The 24,272-nt window shown below is 34.7% G+C and carries 19 protein-coding genes and 1 pseudogene; 4 read left to right on the top strand and 16 right to left on the bottom strand.

Going from position 1 to position 24,272, the window contains the following annotated elements:
• Positions 1–121 precede the first annotated feature (121 nt).
• The 4 genes from iolD to iolG all read right to left on the bottom strand — a co-directional run bounded on the left by iolD (position 122) and on the right by iolG (position 5,879).
• A complete protein-coding gene (gene iolD, locus ACQVV1_RS17435) occupies positions 122–2,056 on the bottom strand; it encodes a 3D-(3,5/4)-trihydroxycyclohexane-1,2-dione acylhydrolase (decyclizing) (protein WP_431169253.1) in 1,935 nt (644 codons plus the stop codon).
• A 154-nt stretch (positions 2,057–2,210) separates the two neighbouring features.
• A complete protein-coding gene (locus ACQVV1_RS17430) occupies positions 2,211–3,674 on the bottom strand; it encodes a CoA-acylating methylmalonate-semialdehyde dehydrogenase (RefSeq protein WP_431169252.1) in 1,464 nt (487 codons plus the stop codon).
• Between the two features lie 77 nt (positions 3,675–3,751).
• Positions 3,752–4,750 (bottom strand): 5-dehydro-2-deoxygluconokinase, encoded by a 999-nt coding sequence (iolC, locus tag ACQVV1_RS17425; RefSeq protein ID WP_431169251.1) that lies wholly within the window; start codon positions 4,748–4,750, stop codon positions 3,752–3,754.
• A gap of 103 nt (positions 4,751–4,853) precedes the next feature.
• Positions 4,854–5,879 (bottom strand): inositol 2-dehydrogenase, encoded by a 1,026-nt coding sequence (gene iolG / locus ACQVV1_RS17420; RefSeq protein ID WP_431169250.1) that lies wholly within the window; start codon positions 5,877–5,879, stop codon positions 4,854–4,856.
• A 490-nt stretch (positions 5,880–6,369) separates the two neighbouring features.
• Between iolG and ACQVV1_RS17415 the strand changes: the two genes are divergently transcribed.
• On the top strand, positions 6,370–7,650 hold the full coding sequence (locus tag ACQVV1_RS17415) for an MFS transporter (RefSeq protein WP_431169249.1): 1,281 nt from the start codon (positions 6,370–6,372) through the stop codon (positions 7,648–7,650).
• Between the two features lie 86 nt (positions 7,651–7,736).
• On the opposite strand, the gene ACQVV1_RS17410 is transcribed toward ACQVV1_RS17415, so the two are convergent.
• The 5 genes from ACQVV1_RS17410 to ACQVV1_RS17390 form a co-directional block, all read right to left on the bottom strand.
• The gene (locus ACQVV1_RS17410) at positions 7,737–8,741 is read right to left on the bottom strand and encodes a LacI family DNA-binding transcriptional regulator (RefSeq protein ID WP_431169248.1); all 1,005 of its coding nucleotides are present in this window, start codon (positions 8,739–8,741) and stop codon (positions 7,737–7,739) included.
• Positions 8,742–9,484: 743 nt separating this feature from the next.
• Positions 9,485–10,051, bottom strand: coding sequence for an acyltransferase (locus ACQVV1_RS17405; RefSeq protein WP_431169247.1), 567 nt, complete (start codon positions 10,049–10,051; stop codon positions 9,485–9,487).
• Positions 10,044–11,174, bottom strand: coding sequence for an aminotransferase class I/II-fold pyridoxal phosphate-dependent enzyme (locus tag ACQVV1_RS17400; RefSeq protein WP_431169246.1), 1,131 nt, complete (start codon positions 11,172–11,174; stop codon positions 10,044–10,046). Before ACQVV1_RS17400 ends, ACQVV1_RS17405 begins: the two co-directional genes overlap by 8 nt.
• Positions 11,175–11,193: 19 nt before the next feature.
• Positions 11,194–13,752 (bottom strand): glycosyltransferase, encoded by a 2,559-nt coding sequence (locus ACQVV1_RS17395; protein ID WP_431169245.1) that lies wholly within the window; start codon positions 13,750–13,752, stop codon positions 11,194–11,196.
• Between the two features lie 176 nt (positions 13,753–13,928).
• On the bottom strand, positions 13,929–14,720 hold the full coding sequence (locus ACQVV1_RS17390; RefSeq protein ID WP_431169244.1) for an enoyl-CoA hydratase: 792 nt from the start codon (positions 14,718–14,720) through the stop codon (positions 13,929–13,931).
• A 343-nt stretch (positions 14,721–15,063) separates the two neighbouring features.
• Between ACQVV1_RS17390 and tnpA the strand changes: the two genes are divergently transcribed.
• Together tnpA and ACQVV1_RS17380 are read left to right on the top strand one after the other, a co-directional pair.
• Positions 15,064–15,462, top strand: coding sequence for an IS200/IS605-like element ISBth16 family transposase (gene tnpA / locus ACQVV1_RS17385; protein ID WP_000762752.1), 399 nt, complete (start codon positions 15,064–15,066; stop codon positions 15,460–15,462).
• Positions 15,463–15,473: 11 nt separating this feature from the next.
• Positions 15,474–16,586: an RNA-guided endonuclease TnpB family protein gene (locus tag ACQVV1_RS17380; RefSeq protein ID WP_431169243.1), complete on the top strand. Its 1,113-nt coding sequence runs from the start codon at positions 15,474–15,476 to the stop codon at positions 16,584–16,586.
• A 699-nt stretch (positions 16,587–17,285) separates the two neighbouring features.
• Here the strand turns inward: ACQVV1_RS17380 and ACQVV1_RS17375 are convergent.
• The 3 genes from ACQVV1_RS17375 to ACQVV1_RS17365 all read right to left on the bottom strand — a co-directional run bounded on the left by ACQVV1_RS17375 (position 17,286) and on the right by ACQVV1_RS17365 (position 19,193).
• Positions 17,286–18,095, bottom strand: a complete 810-nt coding sequence (locus ACQVV1_RS17375; RefSeq protein ID WP_431169242.1) for a class I SAM-dependent methyltransferase — start codon at positions 18,093–18,095, stop codon at positions 17,286–17,288.
• Positions 18,096–18,479: 384 nt separating this feature from the next.
• Complete coding sequence (locus ACQVV1_RS17370; protein WP_431169241.1) at positions 18,480–18,890, bottom strand: hypothetical protein; 411 nt, start codon at positions 18,888–18,890, stop codon at positions 18,480–18,482.
• Positions 18,891–19,004: 114 nt separating this feature from the next.
• On the bottom strand, positions 19,005–19,193 hold the full coding sequence (locus ACQVV1_RS17365) for a helix-turn-helix transcriptional regulator (RefSeq protein WP_001213250.1): 189 nt from the start codon (positions 19,191–19,193) through the stop codon (positions 19,005–19,007).
• Between the two features lie 159 nt (positions 19,194–19,352).
• Here ACQVV1_RS17365 and ACQVV1_RS17360 point away from each other — a divergent pair, with 159 nt between their 5' ends.
• Positions 19,353–19,676, top strand: a complete 324-nt coding sequence (locus ACQVV1_RS17360) for a helix-turn-helix domain-containing protein (protein ID WP_000468121.1) — start codon at positions 19,353–19,355, stop codon at positions 19,674–19,676.
• A gap of 193 nt (positions 19,677–19,869) precedes the next feature.
• Here the strand turns inward: ACQVV1_RS17360 and ACQVV1_RS17355 are convergent.
• The 4 genes and pseudogenes from ACQVV1_RS17355 to ACQVV1_RS17340 form a co-directional block, all read right to left on the bottom strand.
• A pseudogene (locus ACQVV1_RS17355) lies at positions 19,870–20,063 on the bottom strand (DnaD domain-containing protein); the annotation flags it as partial.
• A 260-nt stretch (positions 20,064–20,323) separates the two neighbouring features.
• Positions 20,324–20,776, bottom strand: coding sequence for a JAB domain-containing protein (locus ACQVV1_RS17350; protein ID WP_098646208.1), 453 nt, complete (start codon positions 20,774–20,776; stop codon positions 20,324–20,326).
• Between the two features lie 550 nt (positions 20,777–21,326).
• The gene (locus tag ACQVV1_RS17345; RefSeq protein WP_431169240.1) at positions 21,327–22,817 is read right to left on the bottom strand and encodes a restriction endonuclease subunit S; all 1,491 of its coding nucleotides are present in this window, start codon (positions 22,815–22,817) and stop codon (positions 21,327–21,329) included.
• Positions 22,814–24,250 carry a class I SAM-dependent DNA methyltransferase gene (locus ACQVV1_RS17340; RefSeq protein ID WP_431169239.1) on the bottom strand — a complete coding sequence of 479 codons (1,437 nt, stop codon included), beginning with the start codon at positions 24,248–24,250 and terminating at the stop codon, positions 22,814–22,816. The genes ACQVV1_RS17345 and ACQVV1_RS17340 overlap by 4 nt, the downstream gene beginning before the upstream one ends.
• Between the last annotated feature and the right edge of the window lie 22 nt (positions 24,251–24,272).

The raw sequence follows: 24,272 nt of genomic DNA, 5'->3' as shown, positions 1-24,272 counted from the left end.
CCCTTGTCTCTCCTCTTTACAAAATGTGATAGAATTTCGCCAAATTCTCTTAACTGGTCATTAAAAAGAGAGCTTCCTAATCAATATGCATGTAGATAAAAAGCTCTCTTTGTGCTCTAATCTAATAAGACCTTGCCTGTTGCAAGTTGCTTATTTTATCCTCGTACGCAGCTTGTACACTTTGACTATTAGATACCTCTGCAACACCTACATGCCACCATGAATCGTATCCATTTGTCATTGTTTTTGGTAATACTTTAATATCAATTAATGTAGAAACTGTTTGTTTTTTCGCATCCTTAAGCGCTTCCTGTAATTGTTCCATTGATGTAACTTGATACGTTTTTACGCCATATCCAGCCGCGCTAGCTGCAAAATCTATTTTCATAATAGCCCCGTTTAATTTACGAGTTTCCTGGTTTCGGTAACGAAACTCTGTTCCGAAGCTCCCCATTCCATTACCCATTTGTAAGTTATTAATGCAGCCAAATCCAGAGTTATCAAACAATAAAACATTAATTTTTTTGTTTTCTTGAAGACTTGTGACAAGCTCAGAATGTAGCATTTGGTAACTTCCATCCCCTACCATTGCATATACTTCCTTCGATGGTTCAGCTAGCTTTGCACCAAGCGCGCCGGCAACCTCATAACCCATACAAGAGTATCCATACTCCATGTGATATGTATTAGGTTTTCTAGGTGCCCACATTCTTTGTAAATCACCTGGAAGACTTCCTGCTGCACCAACAATAATCGAATCTTCGTCAAGTAATGTATTGATTTGTCCAATGACGGCAGTCTGTGTTAATTCTGTACCAAGTGCGTCTACATACTCATTTAAATTTCCATCGAAATGGCCTTCAACTTCTGGCGTAAAATCTTGACCTGTAAAGCGAATATTATGTAGACGTGATAATTCTGTTTTCCAAGCCTCTTTTGCATCAGCAATTTCTACCGTATAACTAGATCGATAATCAATTACTTGCAGTTCATCTATTAAAGCAAGAAGCGCTTCTTTCGCATCTGCTATAATCTTTAATGCATCAAGCTTATTCGCATGGAATTCTGAAATGTTGATGTTTAAAAACTCAACCTCTTCTTTTTGGAATAATTGCTTAGATGCCGTTGTAAAATCAGTAAATCTCGTCCCAATTCCAATAACAAGATCCGCTTCCTTTGCAATTGTATTAGCTGCTAAATTTCCAGTTACCCCAATACCGCCAAGATTATATGGATGATTGCTTTCTATCGCACTTTTCCCAGCTTGTGTTTCTCCAAATGGAATACGGAATGTCTCAGCAAACTGTTTCAGCTCCTCTGCCGCTTCGGCGTATCTTACACCACCACCGCAAATCATAATTGGCTTTTTCTTTCTCTTAATCATTTCAACCGCATCCGCTAAGCTTGCTTTTGTAGGTAGGCGACGCTCAATACGATGAACGCGCTTTTGGAAGAAGTAACTTGGAAAATCCCACGCTTCCCCTTGGACATCTTGTGGTAAACAAATTGTTACAGCTCCTGTATCTGCCGGATTCGTTAAAACACGCATGGCTTGAATCATAGCTGTCATCAATTGTTCAGGACGATTTATCCGGTCCCAGTACTTACTTACCGCACGAAAAGCATCATTCGTAGAAATAGATAAGTCATGCGTTTGTTCAATTTGTTGAAGAACAGGATCAGGCTGTCTCGTTGCAAATACATCTCCTGGAAGTAATAAAACGGGAATATTATTTGCAGAAGCAGTTGCTGCAGAGGTAATCATATTTGCTGATCCAGGACCAACTGAAGAAGTACATGCCATAATTTGTTTTCTATGTTTTTGTTTTGCAAAAGCCATTGCAGCATTTGCCATTCCTTGCTCATTTCTCCCTTGATATACTTCTAATTCCCCTGCGTCTTCTTCTAAAGCTTGACCTAGGCCTACTACATTTCCATGACCAAAAATCGTAAAGATTCCCTTAACAAACTTTTGTTGCTTTCCATCAAACTCTACATATTGCTGATTTAAAAATTTTACCAATGCTTGCGCCGTCGTCATTCTAACAGTTTGCATATGATTTGCTCCTTTCTATCTCTAACAGTCATTCTGCATATGAAAAAGGAGTATTAGGAATTTGATAGACTCCTAATACTTCCTTCTTATGTTTTACTACTTTCCTTACTTTTGCTTACAAGCAACTAGACAGATTCTACTTTTCACTTAAAGATTACTTTTCCCAACGAGATGTAAGCATTTTCTTTCTTGTATAAAACTCAACGCCGTCCGTACCGTTCGCATGAAGATCACCATAGAAAGAGTCTTTCCAGCCAGAGAATGGGAAGAATGCCATTGGTGCTGGAACCCCAACATTCACACCTAACATACCTGATTCAATTGTTTCACGGAATTGACGTACACTTGCCCCGCTATCTGTATAAATACAAGCTCCATTTGCAAAGCGAGACTCATTCGCAATTTCAATTGCTTCATCTAATGATTTCACACGAACAATGGATAAAACAGGAGCAAAAATCTCATCTTGCCAGATTTTCATTTCTTTTGTAACATGGTCAAAAATTGTTGGGCCAACGAAGTAGCCAGCTCCTTTTACAGCCGTATCTTCGCGTCCATCACGAACTAATGTAGCTCCCTGTTCTACACCTGAATCGATGTAACCAATTGTACGCTCTTTATGGTTATCACGAATAACTGGTCCTAAAAATACATCTTCATCAAGACCATTGCCGATTACGATTTTATTTGCTTCTTCTACGAGTCTTTCAACTAATTGATCAGCAATTTCTTCTTCTACTGTTACAACAGAAGCAGCCATACAACGTTCACCAGCTGAACCGAATGCAGCACTAATAATTTGCTTTGTTGCTAGTTCAAGATTCGCATCATTTAATACAATGGAATGGTTTTTCGCACCTGCTAATGCTTGCACGCGTTTTAAGTTTTCTGTTCCCTTTTTGTATACATATTCTGCGACAGGCTGAGAACCTACAAATGAAATTGCCTTCACTAATTTATGTTCCAGAAGACCGTTTACTACATCGTGAGCGCCATTTACGATATTTAATACACCCTTTGGTAAGCCTGCTTCTTCAGCTAATTCGGCTAATTTTGCTGCTAAGAGTGGTGTACGCTCTGAAGGTTTTAATACAAATGTATTACCACAAGCAATTGCAAGTGGGAACATCCAGCATGGAACCATCATTGGGAAGTTAAAAGGTGTAATGCCGCCTATAACACCAATTGGGTAACGATACATACCAGACTCAATACCTGTCGCGATATCAGGAAGTTGTTTTCCCATCATTAATGTAGGAGCACCTGCAGCAAACTCCACGCACTCAATACCACGAAGAACTTCACCGTAAGCTTCGTTATAGCTTTTTCCGTTTTCAATCGTAATCAGTTTCGCTAACTCTTCCCAGTTATCTACTAATAATTGTTGATATTTAAATAGAATACGAGCACGTTTTGGCACAGCCGTTTTGGACCAAGATTTGAATGCTTCATTTGCTGCTAATACAGCTTGTTCAACATCTACTTTTGTTGAAAGTGGTACCTGTGCAATTACTTCTCCTGTTGCAGGATTATATACAGCTTCCAACTTAGTTGAAATAGATTCTACCCATTCGCCGCCAATGTAGTTTTTTACAATTTGTGCTGTTTGTACTGTCATATTCATTCTCTCCCTTTTATGTAATGTAGAAGCGTATATAAGATACGCCCTTGCTTAATTAATGGTTTATGATGTTTCTATACAATTTCCTCAGCCGTTTCCATGAATGTAGAAATCTCTGCCCTTGTTGGCATTGCATCCGAACAGCTATGTTTAGAAATAACAATGGAAGCAGAAGCACCACCTAATCGCATCGCCTGAGGAATTTCAAGCCCTTGCATTAAGCCATAAATAAACGCAGATGCATACGAGTCGCCAGCGCCAAACGTCTTTAATACCTTTGTTTTAAAGATACCGCCGCGGTGCGATTGACCGTCTCTCGTATAAGCGATTGAACCATCCCCGCCATGCTTAATTACGACGATTTTTGCATGATGAGAAAACCATCTTTCAGCTGTAACTTGATCATTAGATTGTTCGTAGTTTAATAGTTTTTCCATCATATCGAATTCTTCACGCGTTCCAATAATGACATCAGATTTTTCAGCCGCTAGATTGTAATACACAGCCGTTTCAGCTTCTGACTGCCATGTATAAGGGCGGTAATCAACATCAAAAAATACGACTACATCATGTTTACGCGCATATTCTAGCGCTAAAAATACCGCCTCGCGAGAAGGACTTTTCGCTAAAGCTGTTCCTGAAATTAAGAGAGCCTTTGATTGTTTAATATAGTCCTCAGATACTTCTGTTGGATCAAGATTTAAATCTGCGACATTGTCGCGGTACATTAAAATACTACAATCTTCAGGGCTTTTAATTTCTGTAAAAGCTAGACCTGTCACTGCACCAGTGCGATCAATACATATCTGATCCGTATTAATATTGTTGTCCTTTAAGTAGCCTGTAATAAAGCGGCCCATTTGATCATCGGACACTTTACCGATAAATCCTGTTTGTAAGCCAAGACGTGCCGTACCAATTGCGATATTCGCAGGAGATCCCCCCACATACTTAGTAAACGTTCTTGTTTCTTCCATAGGACGTTGTGTTTCATTGGCATTTAAATCAACGCATAAACGTCCAACTGCAATTAGGTCTAATGGACAATCTTCTTTAAAAATAAGTGGATTCATTGTTACTACCTCCTATGCTTTATGAAAGAGTGAATGATATGGTTCATATTTTTATAAACCTAATATTCATAACCCTTTATCTTTCTAGAAGTAAGCGCTCTCTTTATTGGTTTAACGCAGGCTGTTTATGTTCAATTTGAACAGGTTTTCCTGTTAGTAAAGATTCCTTCGCAGCTTTCGCAATTCGTTCTGCTTGTAACCCATCATTACCACTGCAAATAACAGCTTGTCCTTCTATAATTGACTTTGTAAATTGTGTTACTTCCTCAATGTAAGCTTGCGTGTAGCGCTCTAAGAAGAAATAAAGCGGCTTATCTTTTACAACACCTTCTGTTTTTGAAACTTGTACTGTTGTCGGGCAACAATTATCCGCAGCAACCGCGCCTTTTTCACCAAACACTTCCACACGCTGGTCATATCCATAAACAGCTTGGCGGCTATTATCAATTACCCCTAAAGCTCCATTCGCAAATTTTAATGTGACAATTGCAGTATCAACATCATTTACTTCCTGAATAGATGGATCAATTAATGTTGTTCCATATGCAAATACTTCAACAACTTCACTATTCATCAAATATCTAGCCATATCAAAATCATGAATCATCATATCCATAAACAATCCACCTGAAGAACGAACATATTCTATACTTGGCGGTTGTGGATCTCTAGACGTAATTTTTAAAATATGTGGGTGTCCCACTTCTCCTTGTTGAATAAGATCATAGACTTTTCTGAAGTTAGGATCGAAACGACGGTTAAAACCTACTTGAAGAGATACTCCTTGTTCTTTTACCACTTCTAATGCATCTAATGTTTCTTCTACTGAGAAACTAACAGGCTTTTCGCAGAAAATGTGTTTTTTCGCAAGAGCCGCTTCTTTAATAATTTGCGCATGTGTATTTGTTGGTGAACATATAAAGACAGCATCAATTTCTGGATCTGCTAATAAATCCTGATAGTTTGTAGTCAGCGTGGAAATCCCTTTATCTTCAGCCCACTTTTCTAGATGACTAATCACTACATCTGAAACCGCTTTAATTTTTACTTGTGGCATAAGCTGCAAATTATCTACATGCAGTTTCCCAATTCGTCCAGCACCAATAATACCAATCGTTAAAACATTCATATGATTTCTCCCTCTTTATTAAAATTTAAGAAACGAAATGAAAGTCTATAAGGTTTAGCACATCAATTTAGTTAAGCGCTTTCCCTGTTTTTCTTCATTATACACACTTGATTCTAAATTGAAAACATTTTTATTTTTTGAATACTTTTCTTTTCATCCGAATTTTGCATTCCCTCAATATACGTATTACATAAAAATAAAAATTAATAATTAGAAATAAACACTCTAAAAAGCTACAAATATATTCTTTTAAAATACTGATATAACAAAGAAAACCCAGCCTTTTAAATAGTAACCCCCCATCTATAAGGTATGCCTTTCTTTTCATATTCATCATTACTTTATTCTCCAATAAGTAAATAGAATGTTCTATAAAAGAAAGTTGTAAATTGTCAAAAAATTTAATTGACGCCTCCCATAATGTAAGCGTATACTTTTTTTATCAAAAATAATTAAGCGCTTAACCAAAAAACTTATCGGTGGTGGGAGAATGAACGCTATTAGTTCAAACAAAACATTTATGGACAAGATTGGTATCCCTTCTAATTTAACTTGGGGATACATAGGAATTATCGTTTTTATGATTGGGGACGGGTTAGAACAGGGATGGTTATCCCCTTATCTCGTTGAAAAAGGACTAACGCTAGAACATGCTGCATTTTTGTTTACTATTTACGGTATTACTGTATCTGCTTCCTCTTGGTTTTCAGGGGTATTTGTACAAATGTGGGGACCAAGAAAAGTAATGACATTTGGTTTAGTATCATTTATTTTAGGATCAATTGGTTTCATCGGTATAGGAATTCAACATATGAATTATCCAGTAATATTAATTTGTTATGCCCTACGAGGGTTTGGTTATCCCTTATTTGCTTATTCTTTCCTGGTTTGGGTATCTTACAGTACTCCGCAGCAAATGCTCTCAAGAGCAGTAGGCTGGTTCTGGTTCGTATTCCAGCTTGGACTTAGTGTTATCGGAGCCTTCTATTCTAGCTATATGGTTCCTAAAATCGGAGAAATCGCTACTTTATGGAGTGCTTTAATTTTTGTTGTCGTCGGGGGATTGTTCTCAATTGTTGTAAATAAGGACAGATTTAAAGCACAAACCGTAAGCGCTAACAAATCAAGCGAATTACTAAAAGGCATTACCATCGCATTTGAAAATCCTAAAGTTGGTATAGGTGGTATTGTTAAAATTATAAACTCGGCCGCTCAGTTTGGATTTGTTGTTTTCCTGCCTACTTATATGATGAAATATAATTTTACGATGACTGAATGGCTTCAAATTTGGGGTACTCTATTCTTTGTAAATATGGTGTTTAATATTATTTTTGGTATTGTTGGAGACAAGTTTGGCTGGGTAAATACGATTAAATGGTTCGGAGGAGTCGGTTGCGGAATTGTAACTCTTGCACTCTATTATGTACCACAAATGGTAGGGCATAATTATTGGGCTATATTATTTGTTGCATGTTGCTACGGAGCAACACTTGCCGGTTATGTACCTCTTACAGCGTTAGTCCCATCTTTAGCTCCCGAAAATAAAGGAGCTGCAATGTCAGTCTTAAATTTAGGTTCAGGATTATCAGCCTTTGTTGGACCATTAGTCGTAACTGTTTTCATCGGTCCATTAGGTGTAGGCGGTGTGATGTGGCTCTTTGCTGGATTGTACTTCTTTGGGGCATTTTTAACTCATTTCCTTACTATTCCAAAGGAAAATGAGATGGAGCAGGATTTAAATACGAAAAGTGGAGAGCAATTCTCTGTATAAATCCTATATATAATAGAAGGTCATCATAACTGTATATGGTTAAGATGACCTTCTTTTTGTTACATTCAAGTAGGATATCGAAAATGCTAACATGTAATATCTTTTACTGATGATCGCTCTACTAATTGAGGAATAATAGTAATTTTTTGCTTAGCATGTTCCTTCATTTCCATCGTTTTTAAGAGTTGTTCAAACGTACAAGCTGCCATTTGTGTAATTGGCTGTTCAATCGTCGTTAACCCCGGATCTGCAATCTCAGCATAGATTGTATTATCAAATCCGATAATTGATAAATCTTCTGGAATCGAAAGCCCTTGTTTTCTTGCTTCATTCAATAGGCATATAGCAATCAAATCTGTACAAGCAAAAACCGCTGTAGGTCTGTTAGGCAAATGAAGTAACTCTTTACTTGCACGTTTGCTATCTTCCACTGTCGAATAGCAACTAATAATAGCATCGTCATCTAACGAAATTCCTGAATCCGTAAGAGCTTGTTTGAAACCAGTCAATCTCCCTAAGCTACTTTTTCTATCCTTCTCCATCATAATCGTTAAAGATGTATGGCCTTTCTGCGTTAGATAACTTCCAGCTAGATAGCCTCCTCTCATATCATCAGTTGTCACAACATGAGTCGTGATGGAAGGATGATCTACAGTGAATAATACAAGTGGCAAATCTCGATTTACGATTTTTTTTACAAGTTTATAATCATTTAGCTCCGTTGCTATAATAATGCCATCTACTTGCTTTTTAAATAATAAATCAATGTATTCATGCTCACGTTTTGTTTGATGGTCTGTACTACATAAAATGAGTGTATACCCTGATTCTCGTGCACTATTTTCGAACGCTCTTGCTACTTCAGCAAAAAAAGGATTTGAGATATCTGGGACAAGTACCCCAATTGCATATGTTTTTTTACCTGTTAACGCTGCCGCTACACTACTTGGCTGGTAATCTAGTTCATCCATTACCTGATTTACTTTGTTTATTGTTTTTTCACTAATACGCCCAGTTTGATTAATTACCTTGGATACTGTCGCTATTGATACACCTGCTTTTTCTGCAACATCATAAATTGTTGGTTTCACTTTAATTATCCCTTCTTAATCATCTTTTTCTATATTTTATCATAAAAATATTTTGCTTCTTGGTACACAAATGGAATTCTTTTAAAATTTGTAAGTATTTCTATCTTATAGCGTAATGCTTCATATTTACGAATTAATCTACCTTTATGAAACACCTGTAGAAAAAATTTGACAAATTTACTTAATAGACATTTAATATCCAGATGCAAGGCTCATTACAACCAGAGCATGCAGTAATACTTATGGTTCTTTCTCCTATTTACACCACCTCACGGTAATCTTTACTTCTTTATTGTAATTCCTAATATTAAGATGTAAAATAACATTATCTTATATGCGCTTAAGATAGATCGGAATAAGAAAAGGGACCCTTCTGGGTTCCTTTTTCTATGCAAAATAAAAAAGCATCCCATTTAGATGCTCTCTGCACTTATTTTTTCTATATAACACTAATTCCTATTGCCCTAAGGATACCTCATACAATACATACCATACTAACCCTACTCATATATAAATTTAATCGAGAAATTCATAAAAAAAACGTTATTCTTTCCTATTTAGCTTATTTAGAAAGAATAACGTTTTTTTACTTTGGAATAGCAATGTGTTACAACAACCCTCTTTACTACAAAAAGACAACTATAAAGATAGCCCCATAAATAATACAGTAATCACATAATATCCCCTCATACATGTCTTTTTTTATTTTTTTGAGAAATGCTGCAACAAAATCTTTTAAACACTCAGGAATTAATGCTTTTTAAAAATTCATTTTCTAATTCTACTATCTTTTTTTTACGAGCTTTTATTTTTCTTACGGGCACCCCAACATACATATACCAATCATCTAAACTTTCTTTTACCATACTCATCGCACCAACTGCCGCTCCTTCTCCTATTACTACATTTGGAAAGATAATAGAATGCGTACCAACAATGGCATGCTTTTTTAAAATAACTTTTCCAGCTTTCACATTTTTATATTGATGTGGAACAGTCGGTCCCATTAATGTATTTCCGCTAAAATCATCGATTGCTGCATATACAATTGTTTTTGATGAAATATTTGCAAAATCATGCATTTCAATCCCCATTTCTCCTCCAAATAACGCTGTATATGCCGCTATATGCGAATAACTTCCAATTGTAATTTTGCCACTTAAAATGCAAAAGTCATCGATTCTTACATTATTTCCAACAGATATAGCACCTGGATTATATATGCTGGTTTTTTTACTTATTAATACATTTTCCCCGACAGATAAAAAGCCAATTTCGCTCAACTCTTCTTGACTATAAAAACTATTCATCTGTGGACATCCCCTTCTGCATTAAACATATTATAATTTTCTCTACGATTTCTTTTTTCATTCCCTCCCATAAAGGTAGACTAATTATTCGTTTTGATATTTTATTTGTATTTGTTAAATCTGTAGACTTATATTTTTTAAAAAAATCTTGTTGATGACAAGATGGTGAAAAATATGATCTAGCTTCTATCTTTTGCTTTTTCAACTCTTCTATTATCTGCATATTGTTAATTTTTTCTGAAGAGAGGATAGGCATAAATTGATGAATAACTGCTTTTGTCTTTTGAACTTGCCAGCCTTTTTTTATTAATCCCGTACTTTTTAATAACTGTTTATACCATTCAGAGATACGAGTTCGTTCTTGCATTTTTTGATTCCATTTATTTATCGTTGTAATCCCAATAGCTGCTGCATATTCAGTCATTTTACAGTTAAACCCCATCATCGTACATTCACGATTATGATCAAATCCAAAATTACCCATTCTTTTAATTTGATTTATCTCTTCCTCATTATGGCTATATATCATACCACCTTCACCAATTCCGAAAGGCTTTGTTGCATGAAAGCTATATACAATCATACCACTAAAATTCTGACCGTAATGTACACCCTCATGCATTAATCCAAACCCTGGTGCTGCATCTACAACAACCGGAACGCCCTTTTTCTCTAATTCTTCATAGTCTTTCAAGTCCATCCATGATCCGAATGTTGCATATGGAACAACAACTGCAACCTCTTCTTTTAATTCATCAATCTTATCCAAAAGTACCGTTTTATCCATACACCAATCATCTAATGAAATATCAATAAAATAAGGCTCCAAGCCACACCAAATAGCTGCCAATGGAGTAGCAGGGAATGTAAAACTAGGCATAAGAGCATACTTTCCTTTTTTTCTTTTCTTACATTGAATTGCCGCCATTAACCCTAGCGTTGCGTTTGCTACTGTTGTAACTGCTCCCCTGTTCTGAAAAAATTCCGACATAATTGTTTCTTCAAAACGTTGATTTATAGGTCCATAATTTGTATATATGTGGGATATATCAATTTGCTCTAATTCATCTAAGTACTCGTTTGCAGGTACAATTGAAGCACGTAAAAAAGGAATATTCTCCATATGCATCTATTCCTTTCTATCATTTTCGGACAATATAGAGCATATCCGTTTCAGATAATCCGAATTTCCTAGCAATTTCTATTCCTTGTTTCTGAGCTATGTTATACAATTCCACCTTAAAGCCCGCATCTGTTAATCGTTGAATAAATCCCGATCGATTATAAATCCTAACATGATCTTCTTGACCAAAGGCTATTTTTCTCAATAATGGCGTTACAATAGATTTATCCTCTATAATAAAATCTACATTCATTACGATTGGCACTTGAATAATTCCCCATCCATTTGGCTTTAGTACCCTATATAATTCTCGCATTGCTTTTTCATCGTCAGGCACGTGTTCTAATACATGACTACATAAAATAACATCAAAGGTATTATTTTCGTATGCAATTCTCGTAATATCAATTTCCTCCATTAAAGAATCCTTTGGTTCTAAATCCCCACATATATAAGTAATGTTTTTAAACTGGTTAAGCCATCCTCTTACCTTCACTTCAGGTGCAATATGAAGCATAGTATAATTCCTACTTAACAAATCCGTTTCTGTTTCAATGTACGCACGATACAACCTGTCACGATCCATCGAATAGCAAACTGGACAGATACCTGTATCTTTATTCCACATCTCAAATTCATATTTTAGAAAATCATAATGTGCTGGCCAAGGAGAAAAACTTTTAAATTCTTGATTGCAATATTGGCAATAACAAATATTTTTCTCAAATATATGAGTAACTAGTTTAATTAACCCGCTTTTTATCTTTTCATTATAAATTTGATCTAGTTCTCCACTTCTTACTGCATCCTTAAGTATAAATCCCGCATTCTCCAAACAATAAGATAAGCTCTCTTTATAATCTTGTTCAGTATTTAAAAACCCACTATTATGTGCATCTGTAATTAATTCAATCCATTCTTCAATTGTCATTAATATAAAGTACATTTGTTTTTGATTTTGTCCACTATGTTGTCTAAAGTAGCTAAGAGGTTCCTCTATATAAACTACTTTTCCTTTCCTCATCATATCTAACCAAGTTGCAATGTCATTAATAGACGAATACGCTTTCCCCTTAAAATAACCAAATTTTCCTCCAAAAAAATTGCGATTAAACAAAACCGTTGTCGGTTCTCCAACTACGTTTTTCAAGTGTTTCAACATATAATTCCCTAGTGTTTCCCCTTCAAAAATTGTAGTTTCTGTGGCAATTTTCACATTCAATGTTGAGGGGGGTAATACCTCTCCATTCTCATCAATCAGTTCACGGTACGACGTCACAAATGCAATATTTTCACATTCAAAAAAGTATTTCATCATTCTCTCAATCTTTTCAAGATGAAATAAATCATCATCTAATAAAAAATTTATATATTCACCAGTAGCAAGCTCTATACATTGATTAAAATTTTCAGCCACCAATGGATTTTCATTTTTAACATATGTTATACATTCATGTTCTTTTAAGTATGGCTGGATCATTGTTTTTACTTCATCATTTGTACTATCGTCAGAAATTATAATTTCAATATTTTCATAGGTTTGATTCAAAGCACTTTTGAGGGCTAATTCTAAGTAATGAGGTCTATTGTAGGCAGGAATTAGTATACTGACTTTTGGGAGGTGCGAGTTGATATTCATACGCTGTTTTTTCTTTTCAATATTTATTTTCTTTAGCTTGATTTGTTGATAGTAGTCTAATGAATATAATATGGATGATGGAACAATTCTTCTTGCATAGTCTAGAAAATTTGTAATAGCTCTGTCTAACTCCTCTTCGGAGGATAAGAAACCATATTTTTCTCCAGCTATAATAATACTATGAGAAAAATCTTCTAACCCATCCATCATTTTATTAGATTCATTTAACTGCTGATTTGAATGTAATCGAAAGTAACTGAGTGTCTCCGCTATATATACTGCTTTCCCTTTACTCAGTAAGGATAACCATGAAGCTACATCTACGTTGCAAAGATACCGCCTTTTATCAAATACACCATACGGTTCTGTTAAATCACTTTTACGAAATAAAACCGTTGTCGGTTCTCCTATATAATTCTTTTGATTCGTAATCACCATTTTTCCTAATTGTGGCCCATCTATAATCGTATCTGTATAAAATAAACGCATCGTTGAATAAACATCTGGCAATAAGTTTCCTTCTGCATCCATTACTTGGCGATGGGATGTTACAAGCTTAATTTCATTATCTAGGTCATTTAAAAAGTATTTCATCATTTTTTCAATTTTATTTACATGAAATAAATCATCGTCCATTAAGAAGTTTATATACTCACCTTTCGCTTTATGAAATAACATACGTGAGTTCTCAAATTGTCCAAGAGTTGACTTATTTTTTATATAAATAATATTTGAATGATCATACAAGTACTTTTGTAACACTTTCTCTGTTTCGTCGTTTGTACTATCATCCCCTATTATAATTTCTATATTAGGATACGTTTGTTCTAATACACTACATAAAGCTTTTTCAAAGTAGTGTGGACGATTATACGTAGGAATTAATACACTTACTAAAGGCGTTTGATTTATTTCCTTTTCATTTGTACCATTTTCCATTCTATTCCTCCGCCTTTTTATTTATTTTCACTTTTGAAATAGACATGCTACTACAAATCTATTTATTAGACGAACTAGATCTGAAAGGTGTTACGAAAAACAAATAAATAGCTTTAAAAACAGCAGCTATGTTGACATAGTGTAGAATAAACCTGGATAACTTTTTTCGTCCCATTCTATTTATTTGTAAAATGCGGCATTCTTTTTTCAATAAATGCCTTTACCCCCTCCTTCACATCTTCTGTTTGAAATACTTTTCCAAAGTAACGCGCTTCAATCTCAAGCCCTTCTTGTAAAGGTACTGCTGCCCCTTCGCGAATTGCCAACTTCATATAGGCGAGAGCTGGAAGAGAAAATTTACTTATATCCCTTGCAATCTCTTTTGCTTTATTTAACGCCTCTCCTCGAGGGGTAATGTAGTTAGCCAAGCCTATTTCTTTTGCTTCTTTAGCTGTAATCGATTTCCCTGTGAACATCATCTCTTTTGCTTTCCCTTCTCCAATTAATCTAGGTAAGCGTTGGGTTCCTCCAGCCCCAGGAAATAAACCTAACGTAATTTCGGGTAATCCAATTAAAGATTGTTCTTCTATTATCCTTAAGTCACACGCAAGTGCTAATTCACATCCACCACCTAGTGCTACCCCATTAACAGCAGCTATAGTCGGTTTGGACAGATTCTCTAGTTGATTAAGGGGTTGTTGCAATTCTAATGATTTCATCTCGGCATATTTTTCACCTTTGCCCATCCAATCTGGAAATTCTTTTATATTCCCTCCTGCTACAAAGGCCTTTTCTCCACTTCCAGTTATAATTACGACTGAAATATCATTATCAATTTCTATTTCCTCTAATACATCTACTAATTGTTGAACTACTTCTAAACTTAAAGTGTTGACTGGTGGATTTTGAATTGTAACGACTGCAATACTTCCTTTTTTATTACAAGTTACTACTCGTTCATTCTTCATAAAAAATCCCCTTTTAAACTACCTAATTTTTCACAACACCAAGCATCTTTACTTCCCTCACCATCAGCCTAAAATTCCGAATATAGTTACGCTTTTAAAAATTCATCAATTTATTGTATGAACTGTAGAAGCATAAAATGAGCAATCCTTTCTTGGCACCATTTTATAATCACAACATATTTTTAACGAATTTCCCGAAAGAATTCTCCTTCCTCAAGCGTGTGAAGGGCGTAGCCCAACGGTAAGTGGGAGATGAATTTCGGTTTGGCGTAGCCAAAAGGTTTTCCTTTTTATTTTGCCTCTGATATAATCAGTCTTATAAATGATAAAGGCTGGTATATAAATGAAATTAGATAGTAATAACCATTCAGTATTCTTGTTGTATTATCACCTTGTGTTGGTCGTGAAATACAGAAGAAATGTGTTTGATGATGATATGTCAGACTATGCAAAAGATATGTTTGTTCGACTATCTGAAAACTATAACATCACATTAGTTGAATGGAATCATGATGTAGACCATGTTCATATTTTGTTCAAGGCACACCCTAATACAGAAATGACAAAATTCATCAATGCTTATAAAAGTGCAAGTTCTCGACTTATTAAAAGAGACTTTCCACAAGTGAAAAAGAAACTTTGGAAAGAGATGTTTTGGTCAAGAAGTTTTTGCTTGCTAACTACTGGTGGCTCGCCAATAGACGTAGTAAAAACATATATTGAAAATCAAAGTGAAAAGTGAGGTGAAATGATATGACAAAGCAGAATAAAGCATATAAATTCCGTTTGTATCCAACAGAAGACCAAGCACATCTTATGCGTAAAACCTTCGGTTGTGTACGTTTCGTGTATAACAGAATGTTAGCTGAACGGAAAGAAGCGTATGAAAAACATAAAGATGATACGGATCAACTAAAGAAACAAAAGCTTCCCACTCCTGCGAAATACAAAGCAGAATTTGAGTGGTTAAAAGAAGTTGATTCATTAGCTTTGGCAAATGCTCAACTAAACTTGCAAACTGCCTATAAAAATTTCTTTCGTGGTCAAAATGACTTCCCAACATTCAAAAGCAAAAAAGACAGAAAGTCTTATACAACGAATGTAGTGAACGGAAATATTATGTTGCTTAACGGTCATATCAAATTGCCAAAACTGAAAATGGTACGTATCAAACAGCATAGAGAAATACCACAAGGCCATATAATCAAGTCATGTACGATTTCTATGACACCCACTGGTAAATACTATGTGTCCATTTTGACTGAATACGAAAAAGAGATCGTACAAAAAGAAGTAGAAACAGTTGTTGGATTAGACTTTGCGATGGATCAATTATACGTCAGTTCTGAGGATGAGAGAGCCAATTATCCTAAGTTCTATCGTGAAATGTTAGACCGATTAGCAAATGCTCAACGAGTATTATCAAGACGTACAAAAGGTTCAGGGCGTTGGAATAAACAACGTATCCGTGTAGCTAAGCTACATGAAAAAGTAGCAAACCAACGTAAGAACTTCCTTCATCATAAGTCTAAAGAGTTAGCTACTCATTTTGATGTTGTAGCTATTGAAGATCTAAATATGAAGGGAATATCGCAAGCACTTCATTTTGGAAAAAGCGTCGCTGATAATGCTTGGGGTATGTTCACTTCTTTCTTAGCTTATAAACTAAATGAACAAGGCAAACGGCTTGTGAAAATAGACAAATGGTTTCCTTCCACAAAAACATGTAGCAGTTGTGGAAATGTGAAAAATATGTCATTGTCTGAGCGAGTCTATTCTTGTATATGCGGTGTAAATCTCGATAGAGATTATAACGCAGCTATCAATATCAAAAATGAAGCAATACGCCTATTGGCGTTAGCATAGATAGCAATAAAATAACCCTTGGAACAAGGGAGTTAGCTCGGCTGTCTTAGGACGAATTCGTTAGCTACCAAAAGTAACGACTAACCGAGAAGCCCCCACTTCAAACAATCCGTTAGGACGTTAAGTGGCGGGTAGTTCACATTGTTCTTTTACTGTATTAATTTGGCTTCATGTTTCTTTGGTTTCCGTTACACAGTTTCTGAAGCTGGGATGACTCTTAGAAAAAATGAGATAAGAAGACTGTTACATGAGGAACATTAAATGAGAACAGTTTAAGAAAGACACTATTTTAGTAACCACTTGTATTTAAGTCTTTCTTAACTAATTTGTTGTAATTACAATTGAACTACCCCCACTTTCACTTCGTTTAGAAGTGGGGAATTCCTAAGTAAAGAGTTCTATCGAACGCTAAATAAAAAAGCTTATCCTTTAACACGTAATGATAAGCTTTTTTATTATTCTTTTCATTTTTTGTTTTCGGAAGTATTTCTTTAAGTTGATAGCAATGCGGTGCTATCCCATCACTATAAAGCTAAAACTTTATAGTGCCCTCAAAACGGAAACAACAAGTTGCATTTATATAAATAGCTTTTAAAAATTGATAATTTTGTTTAGGGATACTTTAAGATTTTAGCTTGAGAGGCATATAGTGCAACCTCATACAGAGTGATTAGGATATTAAACTTAAACGTGTTATTTTTAGCATTCTAAATAATCGGGTTCAATGTATTTTTCTGTTTCAGGAGAGCTTTTAATTTCTATAGGATATTTCTTAAAAGCTACAACAGTAACCCTATCTTCTTGAACTAAACTTCTGGATTCATTTATAGAAGAGAAACCTGTTCGCGTTAAAAAATTGTATAGAGAGGATTTTGTCATCCAAAAACTAGTAATGTTATCTAATGATGCCCATTTTGATTTTAAACGTTCTTCTATTGATGAATTAGCAGAGTGTTCTAGCATTGTGTGCCCCTTATATTCATAATTTTTATAGAGTACTGATACATTGGGAGTATGAGTGATATGAGTATCAATTATTACAAACCTTTTGCATACTTCATACACTTTTTCTAAAAAAGGGAATACATCTGAGCAATCTAAATGATATAAAATACCAGAGCATAAAACAATATCAAATTGACCATATTTTTCGGCACTTAAATTTCTTACATCATCTTGATAAAAGGTTAAGTTTTCCAACCTTAATAAATCTTTAGCGAATATAGCTTTTTGTACGTTTGATTCTCTTCCTTCTATCCCTACAACAGTTGCTCCTTGCATAGCAAACTCAATAGCGTAATGCCCCTCTAAACAAGCTAAATCTAAGATTCGAAGATTTTTAAAATCACATTGTGTGATATCTTGAATCATTGTCACAATTTTTTTTAACGCAGGATTTGGTTGTCGAATACCTCTTGTATATAGAGTATCCGTTAATTTAATATCATAAGCGGTCCATTCACCATATTTACGAATAATGTTTTCTTTTTCGAGAACAAAATCTTTCATGATACAATTCGCCACCTTTAACATAATATTATGTGTAATATATACCTTTATAAGATCAATATATGTGTGTATAACTTGTATTTAGACGAAGGTAAACATTTTAAGTCTAATTCTAGAGTATTCCTGTTAAATAAAATTCTGACTAATAAAAAATATGTTATATAACTATAAAAACTCTACCAAATTATTAAAGGAATCTCCTTCCCCCTATCGAATTATTGTATAGGAAAGGAGAGGAATACATGGAAATTCTAGGATTAGATCCTCGCGCATTAGCGACTTTAGGTGCACTTGAATACACCAATCGTCGCAATAAATTAATCGAAGACTCGGAGAATAACATATACGAGTGTAAAGAAATAAAAGAAATACTTCAATCACTCCCTAAAGAGAAGCAGATTGAGGTTCTTGAGAATCAAGCTCACTTTGAAGCTGTGGCAAAGATGATTGAACAAAACAACTTAATTCTTTTAGAACAGATGAAAGCTCTACAGCTAATTCAGAAATAACAAACTTATGATTAATTAATTCTACATATGCTTCTATATATAATGTCTCTTTATCTATACTACCAGCCTCTGTTTTTACAGGGGTTTTTGTTATGCGTTGATTCATATTTTGAATTTGAATGGTTTCTTTCACATGTATGAATAGATCTTCTAACAAACCTGGTGTAGACTCTAATTCCTGCTTTTCAATTTCCTCTGTGACGGCATTGATAAATTCCCATAGTACTTTTGCACCTAGTAGTTCTGCTAAACGTTTTTCACGCATTTCAAATGTTTTCATGTTCATATTAAACACTTCCCTTCTCTAATATTTTTTTAAAAATAAGTAATAATTTATTTCGTTTTAGGAAAACAATATAGAAATTAAATTCTCCCTCTCGAAATTACACGTATCGTGACACTAATCTTCAAAAAAAAGAGTCCAATCAAAATTTAGTACCTTAGCTATATTCTTTGCGACAGGAACACTTGGATTTCTTTCACCACTTTCAATCATTGCATACATACTTCTAGATATTCTTGCCTTATATGCAATACAATCTTGTGTTTTCTCTTTATTTTTACGTTTTTCTAATAACCAAAACCTCATTATTTCCCCCTTTCATTGTCACAAAATGTGTAATTAATAATTATATTACACAATGATAAGTATGAAATCAATGTTTTTTACACATTTCGTGTACTTTGTTAAATGTTACATATTGTGACGTTATAATTGATATAGAAAACACCTAAAAGGAGGTAGCATATGTTTGGCACTAGACTACACACTCTTCGAAAAGAACGCAAACTGCGTCAAGAAGACATGGCAAATCAACTAGGGATTGCTCGAACTACATATGCAATGTATGAACAAGGAAATCGAGAACCTGATTATAATACATTGATAAAATTAGCGACTTTCTTTGAAGTATCAATTGATTACCTCCTCGGTACAACTGAAATGAGACAAGTTACAGACATACAAGATCCTGAGCTTTATCAATGGTTTGAAGATATAAAAAATGCGACTCCTCAAAAGCGAGAGGAATTAAAGAAGTTTTGGGAATTTATAATACAGAAAGAAGATTAATATATCAAAAAGACCGCCACCTTAACAAGGTGGCGGTCGCTGGTTCGAACCCAAACAAGATTATACCGTTCTCTCCTTGATATTCAAGGGGGCTTCTTATGTATAACAATGGAACAGCTCTTTTAGGGAAGAAAATTCCATTTGACTTAAGCTTCTTTTCGATATTTAGCTAATACTTGTTCTAAACGTTTACGTTCACCTTAGGCGCATTCTTTTCTAAGGCTATTTCCATTGCTTTGAGAACAAGTTGTGTATTCAAATCTTCAATCCCCTTATTATTCCCTTCAGCCACAAATGGTTTACTAACTCCAAAGTTTACTCGTTGAATGCTATTGGATTTTCTTCTACTACTTTTCTATCACTTGGGCAGCTTGCTACTTCTTTTTCCTTCATATCAAAAGCCTTTAAGCTAATTTTGCTCGCTTTAGGTTAGAGCTATCTTGTTAGTTTATTAGGCATAGATCCTTTTTTCTTATCCTATATTTCTGACCTTTTAATCTGACCATTTCCACGAATCACATATTATGAATACATTTATAAATCACCCTTACAAATATAAAAATAAGAAGATCCATGCGAATAAACGCTTTAGAATCTTCTTATTCCTCCATACACACCCTTAAAAATAGTTGACTTATTGCTTTGTATTAGATAATCCCCTTTTTCAATAAACTTACATAACTATTATCTCCAATGATGACATGGTCTAGAAGAGGGATACCAATAATAATTCCACATTCCTTTAATCGCTTAGTTACTTCGACATCTTCATGGGATTCCATACTATGGCCTGAAGGGTGGTTGTGAAAACATACTATTGAAGATGCATTGTTTAATATTGCTGTGCGGAAGGTCTCACGCGGGTGAACGAGCGATGAATCAACAGTTCCTTCGAACACAATGCTACAGCCAATGATTTCATTCTTTGTATTTAAGTTAAATACACCAAAAATTTCATTTGGCCTTGATTCTATATCAAATATAATCTGTGCAAAGCGTACAGCATCAGCTGGACAAGTGATTTTCTTTTTCTCAATATCATAAATCCGATTACTGTCTTTTACCAACTTTACAGATTGAACCATAATTTTCTTACCCATGTCCTTCTCCTTTCGAAATAAAAAAGACGAGACTGCTCTTCTCATCTTTTTTCACCTTCTTTTGTAATTTGAAATCCAAAATTCTCATTTCCCCACTACAATTCTTAATAATTTAAGATAATCCATCACATCCTTGTTAGTTCATTACTTGTCCTATTCCTACAACGCAAAAAAACCTCCCAGGAATACATTCGTATTACAAATTAGCGTATATGTTTTATACACTTCCTTGTAATGCATCGTAAACCCGAGAGGTTTGTGGTTATTTAGGAATGATTAAAAAGGAAAAAATTTCTTATTGTTATTATACAATAAACGAAACATTCTTTCAATTACTCTTTAGAACATATACTATTTAATATTTTCTAAGAACACCCAACAGTTAAGAGCTTTCAGTAATAAAAATAACTATTTCAATCTAAATTCTACCCAAACTATATCAAAACTTTATTAAGGCTCCGTTCATCTATTAAAATTTAATTTACAAGTATCTACTACCTTGCTTATAACAAAAAAGGGCATCCTGAGATAGATGTCCTTTTTTATTAATTTATTTAATTTTTTCTTGTAATATTTCTTTTAACAATCCCAAAGAACTTTCCTCATTCAAATCGTTTGTACCTAACTCTCCACGAAATGCTTTATTCAATATGGATTGCTTTAGGATCTCTAATTGCTTTTCCATACTTGCTAGTCTCAGTGATTCCGTCTCATTTGTAAGTAATTTCTCAACCATATTAACAATAAACTGCTGTTCTCCTATTGGTGCCAAAGGAATTTTAATATTTTTAATATCCTCAAGGCTTAAAACTGGTCTACCTATTCCATAAGCTCTTTTTTCAAGCTCTTTACCTCCACCACAAGGAGAAAGTAAACTTAAATGAACATATTTAGCAATAGACTTTTCTATAAGTTTAGTAAGCGCAACAGACTGACTAACATATGCCTCTTTAATATCGGTTTCAACTAAAGCACATTTTCCAACATTTGCCCCCGTAATAGTAGTTAATATATCCGATTTCTCTACTAAGCTTCTTTTTCCCTCTACCTTTTCTGGTAATGAAACAAAGGCGATATCATCAAGGTTTAAGCTATTTTTGTTTATATCCTGTGTTCTTATAAACATTGCCCCTTCACTTGAATAATATTTTGACCAATCCCTTGAACCACTTGTTACATAATAAGAAATTTCCCCTAATCTAATCCATACCCATCCCTTGGGCAAGTCAAATGGTTCTTCTTCTTTAGTTACTGAATTAATTTTTAATGTATTTGACTTAATGGAACTATTTCTTTTTTTTGTTTGAATTCGTTCTAAAAGTGAAAATGCATCCTCAACAACAAAATTATCTTCACGCCATTGGGCCGACAACTCCCCACGAAACGCTTTATCCAAAATAGCCGCTCGACGAAATTCAAACGTTTCCTTCGCATCATCAATCAACTGTTTTGCTTCCTCAATTTTGTTTAAAAGACGCTCTACTTTCTTAACAATACGTTTTTGTTCATTCATAGGAGGTAGAGGAACTGGTATTTTTCTACATTTCACTCCTGAGAGCTCCTTAAATGTACTTCCACTAGCCATTGATTCTAGATAAAGTTTTGAAGCTTTTAAATACCAATATAAATATTTAGGATAATAAGCATTACTTGGAACAAAACTCTTAAATCCTTGATTTGTACATAACTCTTCAGCAGCTATTGCAACATAACCTATTGGAGCTCTAGAAGATAATAATACCGTATCTACAGGCAACATTTTAGCAGAACTTTTATTTAGACCTAGTAATGTTATGTTGCGATTCCCCTTACTAATATACATACTTTGATATTTCGATAGGTCAGCTGGTGTTATCCACGGTATAGTCCCATCTTCATAATATTCCTTGGCTGTAGACTTGGGTGTTCCGCCACTTCTTACTTCAGCAACAGTACCTGTCCATGTCCATACCCAATTTACAGGCGTATGAAATCTTTGTTCATCCTTTGGCACTAATGCCTCTTCTAATAACTCCTTGATGTTTTTTTTTTTCTTACTCATTGTTTGACCACCTCATCTTCTTCCACTGCTCGTAGCTCTTCGACAACCTCGTTTAATAGCTCCATTGCTTGTTGAAGTTTTACAATCGCTTCTTCTGCTGATTCAATCGGATTGGATAAATTTTCATAAAGGAATAACGATTCATCTGCAATAAGCCCAATATCTAAACTGTCCTCGTTTTTTGCAATTTCTTCACGTGTATACTTATTCCAGCGTTCATCCTCAATAGCTTCACGATTTTCAGCGCAATATACTTTTATAAAGTTCTCAAAGTGTTTATCCGTTAAAGGTGTACGTTTACCAAATGATGGCATATTGGTACGTAGATCATACACCCACACATCTTTCGTATTATCTTTGTCTGTTATGCCACGATTAAAGAATAAAACATTGGTTTTTACACCTTGTGCATAGAAAATACCTGTTGGTAAGCGCAGGATAGAATGTAAATTACACTTATTCATCAAATCACGACGAATTTCAGCACCTACACCACTTTCAAACAATATGTTATCCGGTAAAATAACGGCTGCACGTGCGTTGCCATTTGTTTTTAATGAGTTGTAAATTAACTGCAAGAAATTGAACTGTTTATTTGACGTTTCAAATGTTAAGTCATCACGTGTTGCTCGTTCGCCACCTTTTTTCGTACCAAATGGAGGATTTGTTAATACAACATCAAAATTTTTCATCCACTTACCATTGGCAGATAGTGTATCACCTTGCTCCAGTGGACCTTCAATATCATGTAATAAAGCGTTCATGAGAGCTAATCGGTGAGTATCTTTTACAAGTTCCATACCAGTAAATGCTTCATTCTTTTGGAACTTTGCTTGATCTGGTGATAATTCAAAATAATCATCTGTTTTTTCTTTTAAATAGCGATCAGCCGCAATCATAAAGCCGAATGTTCCCGCTGCCGGGTCATTCAATTTTTCACCTGGTTTTGGATCCATTAATTCAACCATTACATCAATAAGTACACGTGGCGTAAAGTATTGTCCTGCACCTGATTTTTTCTCACTGGCATTCTTCTCAAGAAGACCCTCATATAAATCACCAAGTCCCTCTTCTTTTGCATTGTACCAATCTAATTCATCAATAGATTTAATCAATTTCTCTAAATTTTTGGGTTCATCGATGCTTGTAGCTGCCCCACTATAAATCGCACGTAAACGTTCATTTTCTGTTTCAGAAGATCCTAGTTTTAATAGTAATGCTTGATAGAATTCTTTTAACTCAATACCTTCTTTTGAAAGTAAATCATCCCAGCGATATCCTTCTGGAATAACACTCTCCGTTTCTTGCTCTTTCATCATTTTTAAGAACAATATATATGTTAATTCAGTTACATATTGTTGATATGTAATCCCATCATCACGTAATACATTTGCTAATCCCCATAGTTTTGAAACAATCTCGTTGTTATTCATAATCTTCCTCCTAAAATAAAAC

Source organism: Bacillus basilensis, from assembly GCF_050630465.1.
Classification (GTDB): domain Bacteria; phylum Bacillota; class Bacilli; order Bacillales; family Bacillaceae_G; genus Bacillus_A; species Bacillus_A basilensis.
This window is presented reverse-complemented; position numbering and strand designations above follow the sequence as displayed.

Excerpts from the sequence above, each read along its gene's own strand:
- iolD (WP_431169253.1), bottom strand. The coding sequence starts at position 2,056 with ATGCAAACTGTTAGAATGACGACGGCGCAAGCATTGGTAAAATTTTTA.
- ACQVV1_RS17430 (WP_431169252.1), bottom strand. The coding sequence starts at position 3,674 with ATGACAGTACAAACAGCACAAATTGTAAAAAACTACATTGGCGGCGAA.
- iolC (WP_431169251.1), bottom strand. The coding sequence starts at position 4,750 with ATGAATCCACTTATTTTTAAAGAAGATTGTCCATTAGACCTAATTGCA.
- iolG (WP_431169250.1), bottom strand. The coding sequence starts at position 5,879 with ATGAATGTTTTAACGATTGGTATTATTGGTGCTGGACGAATTGGGAAA.
- ACQVV1_RS17415 (WP_431169249.1), top strand. The coding sequence starts at position 6,370 with ATGAACGCTATTAGTTCAAACAAAACATTTATGGACAAGATTGGTATC.
- ACQVV1_RS17405 (WP_431169247.1), bottom strand. The coding sequence starts at position 10,051 with ATGAATAGTTTTTATAGTCAAGAAGAGTTGAGCGAAATTGGCTTTTTA.
- ACQVV1_RS17400 (WP_431169246.1), bottom strand. The coding sequence starts at position 11,174 with ATGGAGAATATTCCTTTTTTACGTGCTTCAATTGTACCTGCAAACGAG.
- ACQVV1_RS17395 (WP_431169245.1), bottom strand. The coding sequence starts at position 13,752 with ATGGAAAATGGTACAAATGAAAAGGAAATAAATCAAACGCCTTTAGTA.
- ACQVV1_RS17390 (WP_431169244.1), bottom strand. The coding sequence starts at position 14,720 with ATGAAGAATGAACGAGTAGTAACTTGTAATAAAAAAGGAAGTATTGCA.
- tnpA (WP_000762752.1), top strand. The coding sequence starts at position 15,064 with ATGAAATTAGATAGTAATAACCATTCAGTATTCTTGTTGTATTATCAC.
- ACQVV1_RS17380 (WP_431169243.1), top strand. The coding sequence starts at position 15,474 with ATGACAAAGCAGAATAAAGCATATAAATTCCGTTTGTATCCAACAGAA.
- ACQVV1_RS17375 (WP_431169242.1), bottom strand. The coding sequence starts at position 18,095 with ATGAAAGATTTTGTTCTCGAAAAAGAAAACATTATTCGTAAATATGGT.
- ACQVV1_RS17370 (WP_431169241.1), bottom strand. The coding sequence starts at position 18,890 with ATGAACATGAAAACATTTGAAATGCGTGAAAAACGTTTAGCAGAACTA.
- ACQVV1_RS17365 (WP_001213250.1), bottom strand. The coding sequence starts at position 19,193 with ATGAGGTTTTGGTTATTAGAAAAACGTAAAAATAAAGAGAAAACACAA.
- ACQVV1_RS17360 (WP_000468121.1), top strand. The coding sequence starts at position 19,353 with ATGTTTGGCACTAGACTACACACTCTTCGAAAAGAACGCAAACTGCGT.
- ACQVV1_RS17350 (WP_098646208.1), bottom strand. The coding sequence starts at position 20,776 with ATGGGTAAGAAAATTATGGTTCAATCTGTAAAGTTGGTAAAAGACAGT.
- ACQVV1_RS17345 (WP_431169240.1), bottom strand. The coding sequence starts at position 22,817 with ATGAGTAAGAAAAAAAAAAACATCAAGGAGTTATTAGAAGAGGCATTA.
- ACQVV1_RS17340 (WP_431169239.1), bottom strand. The coding sequence starts at position 24,250 with ATGAATAACAACGAGATTGTTTCAAAACTATGGGGATTAGCAAATGTA.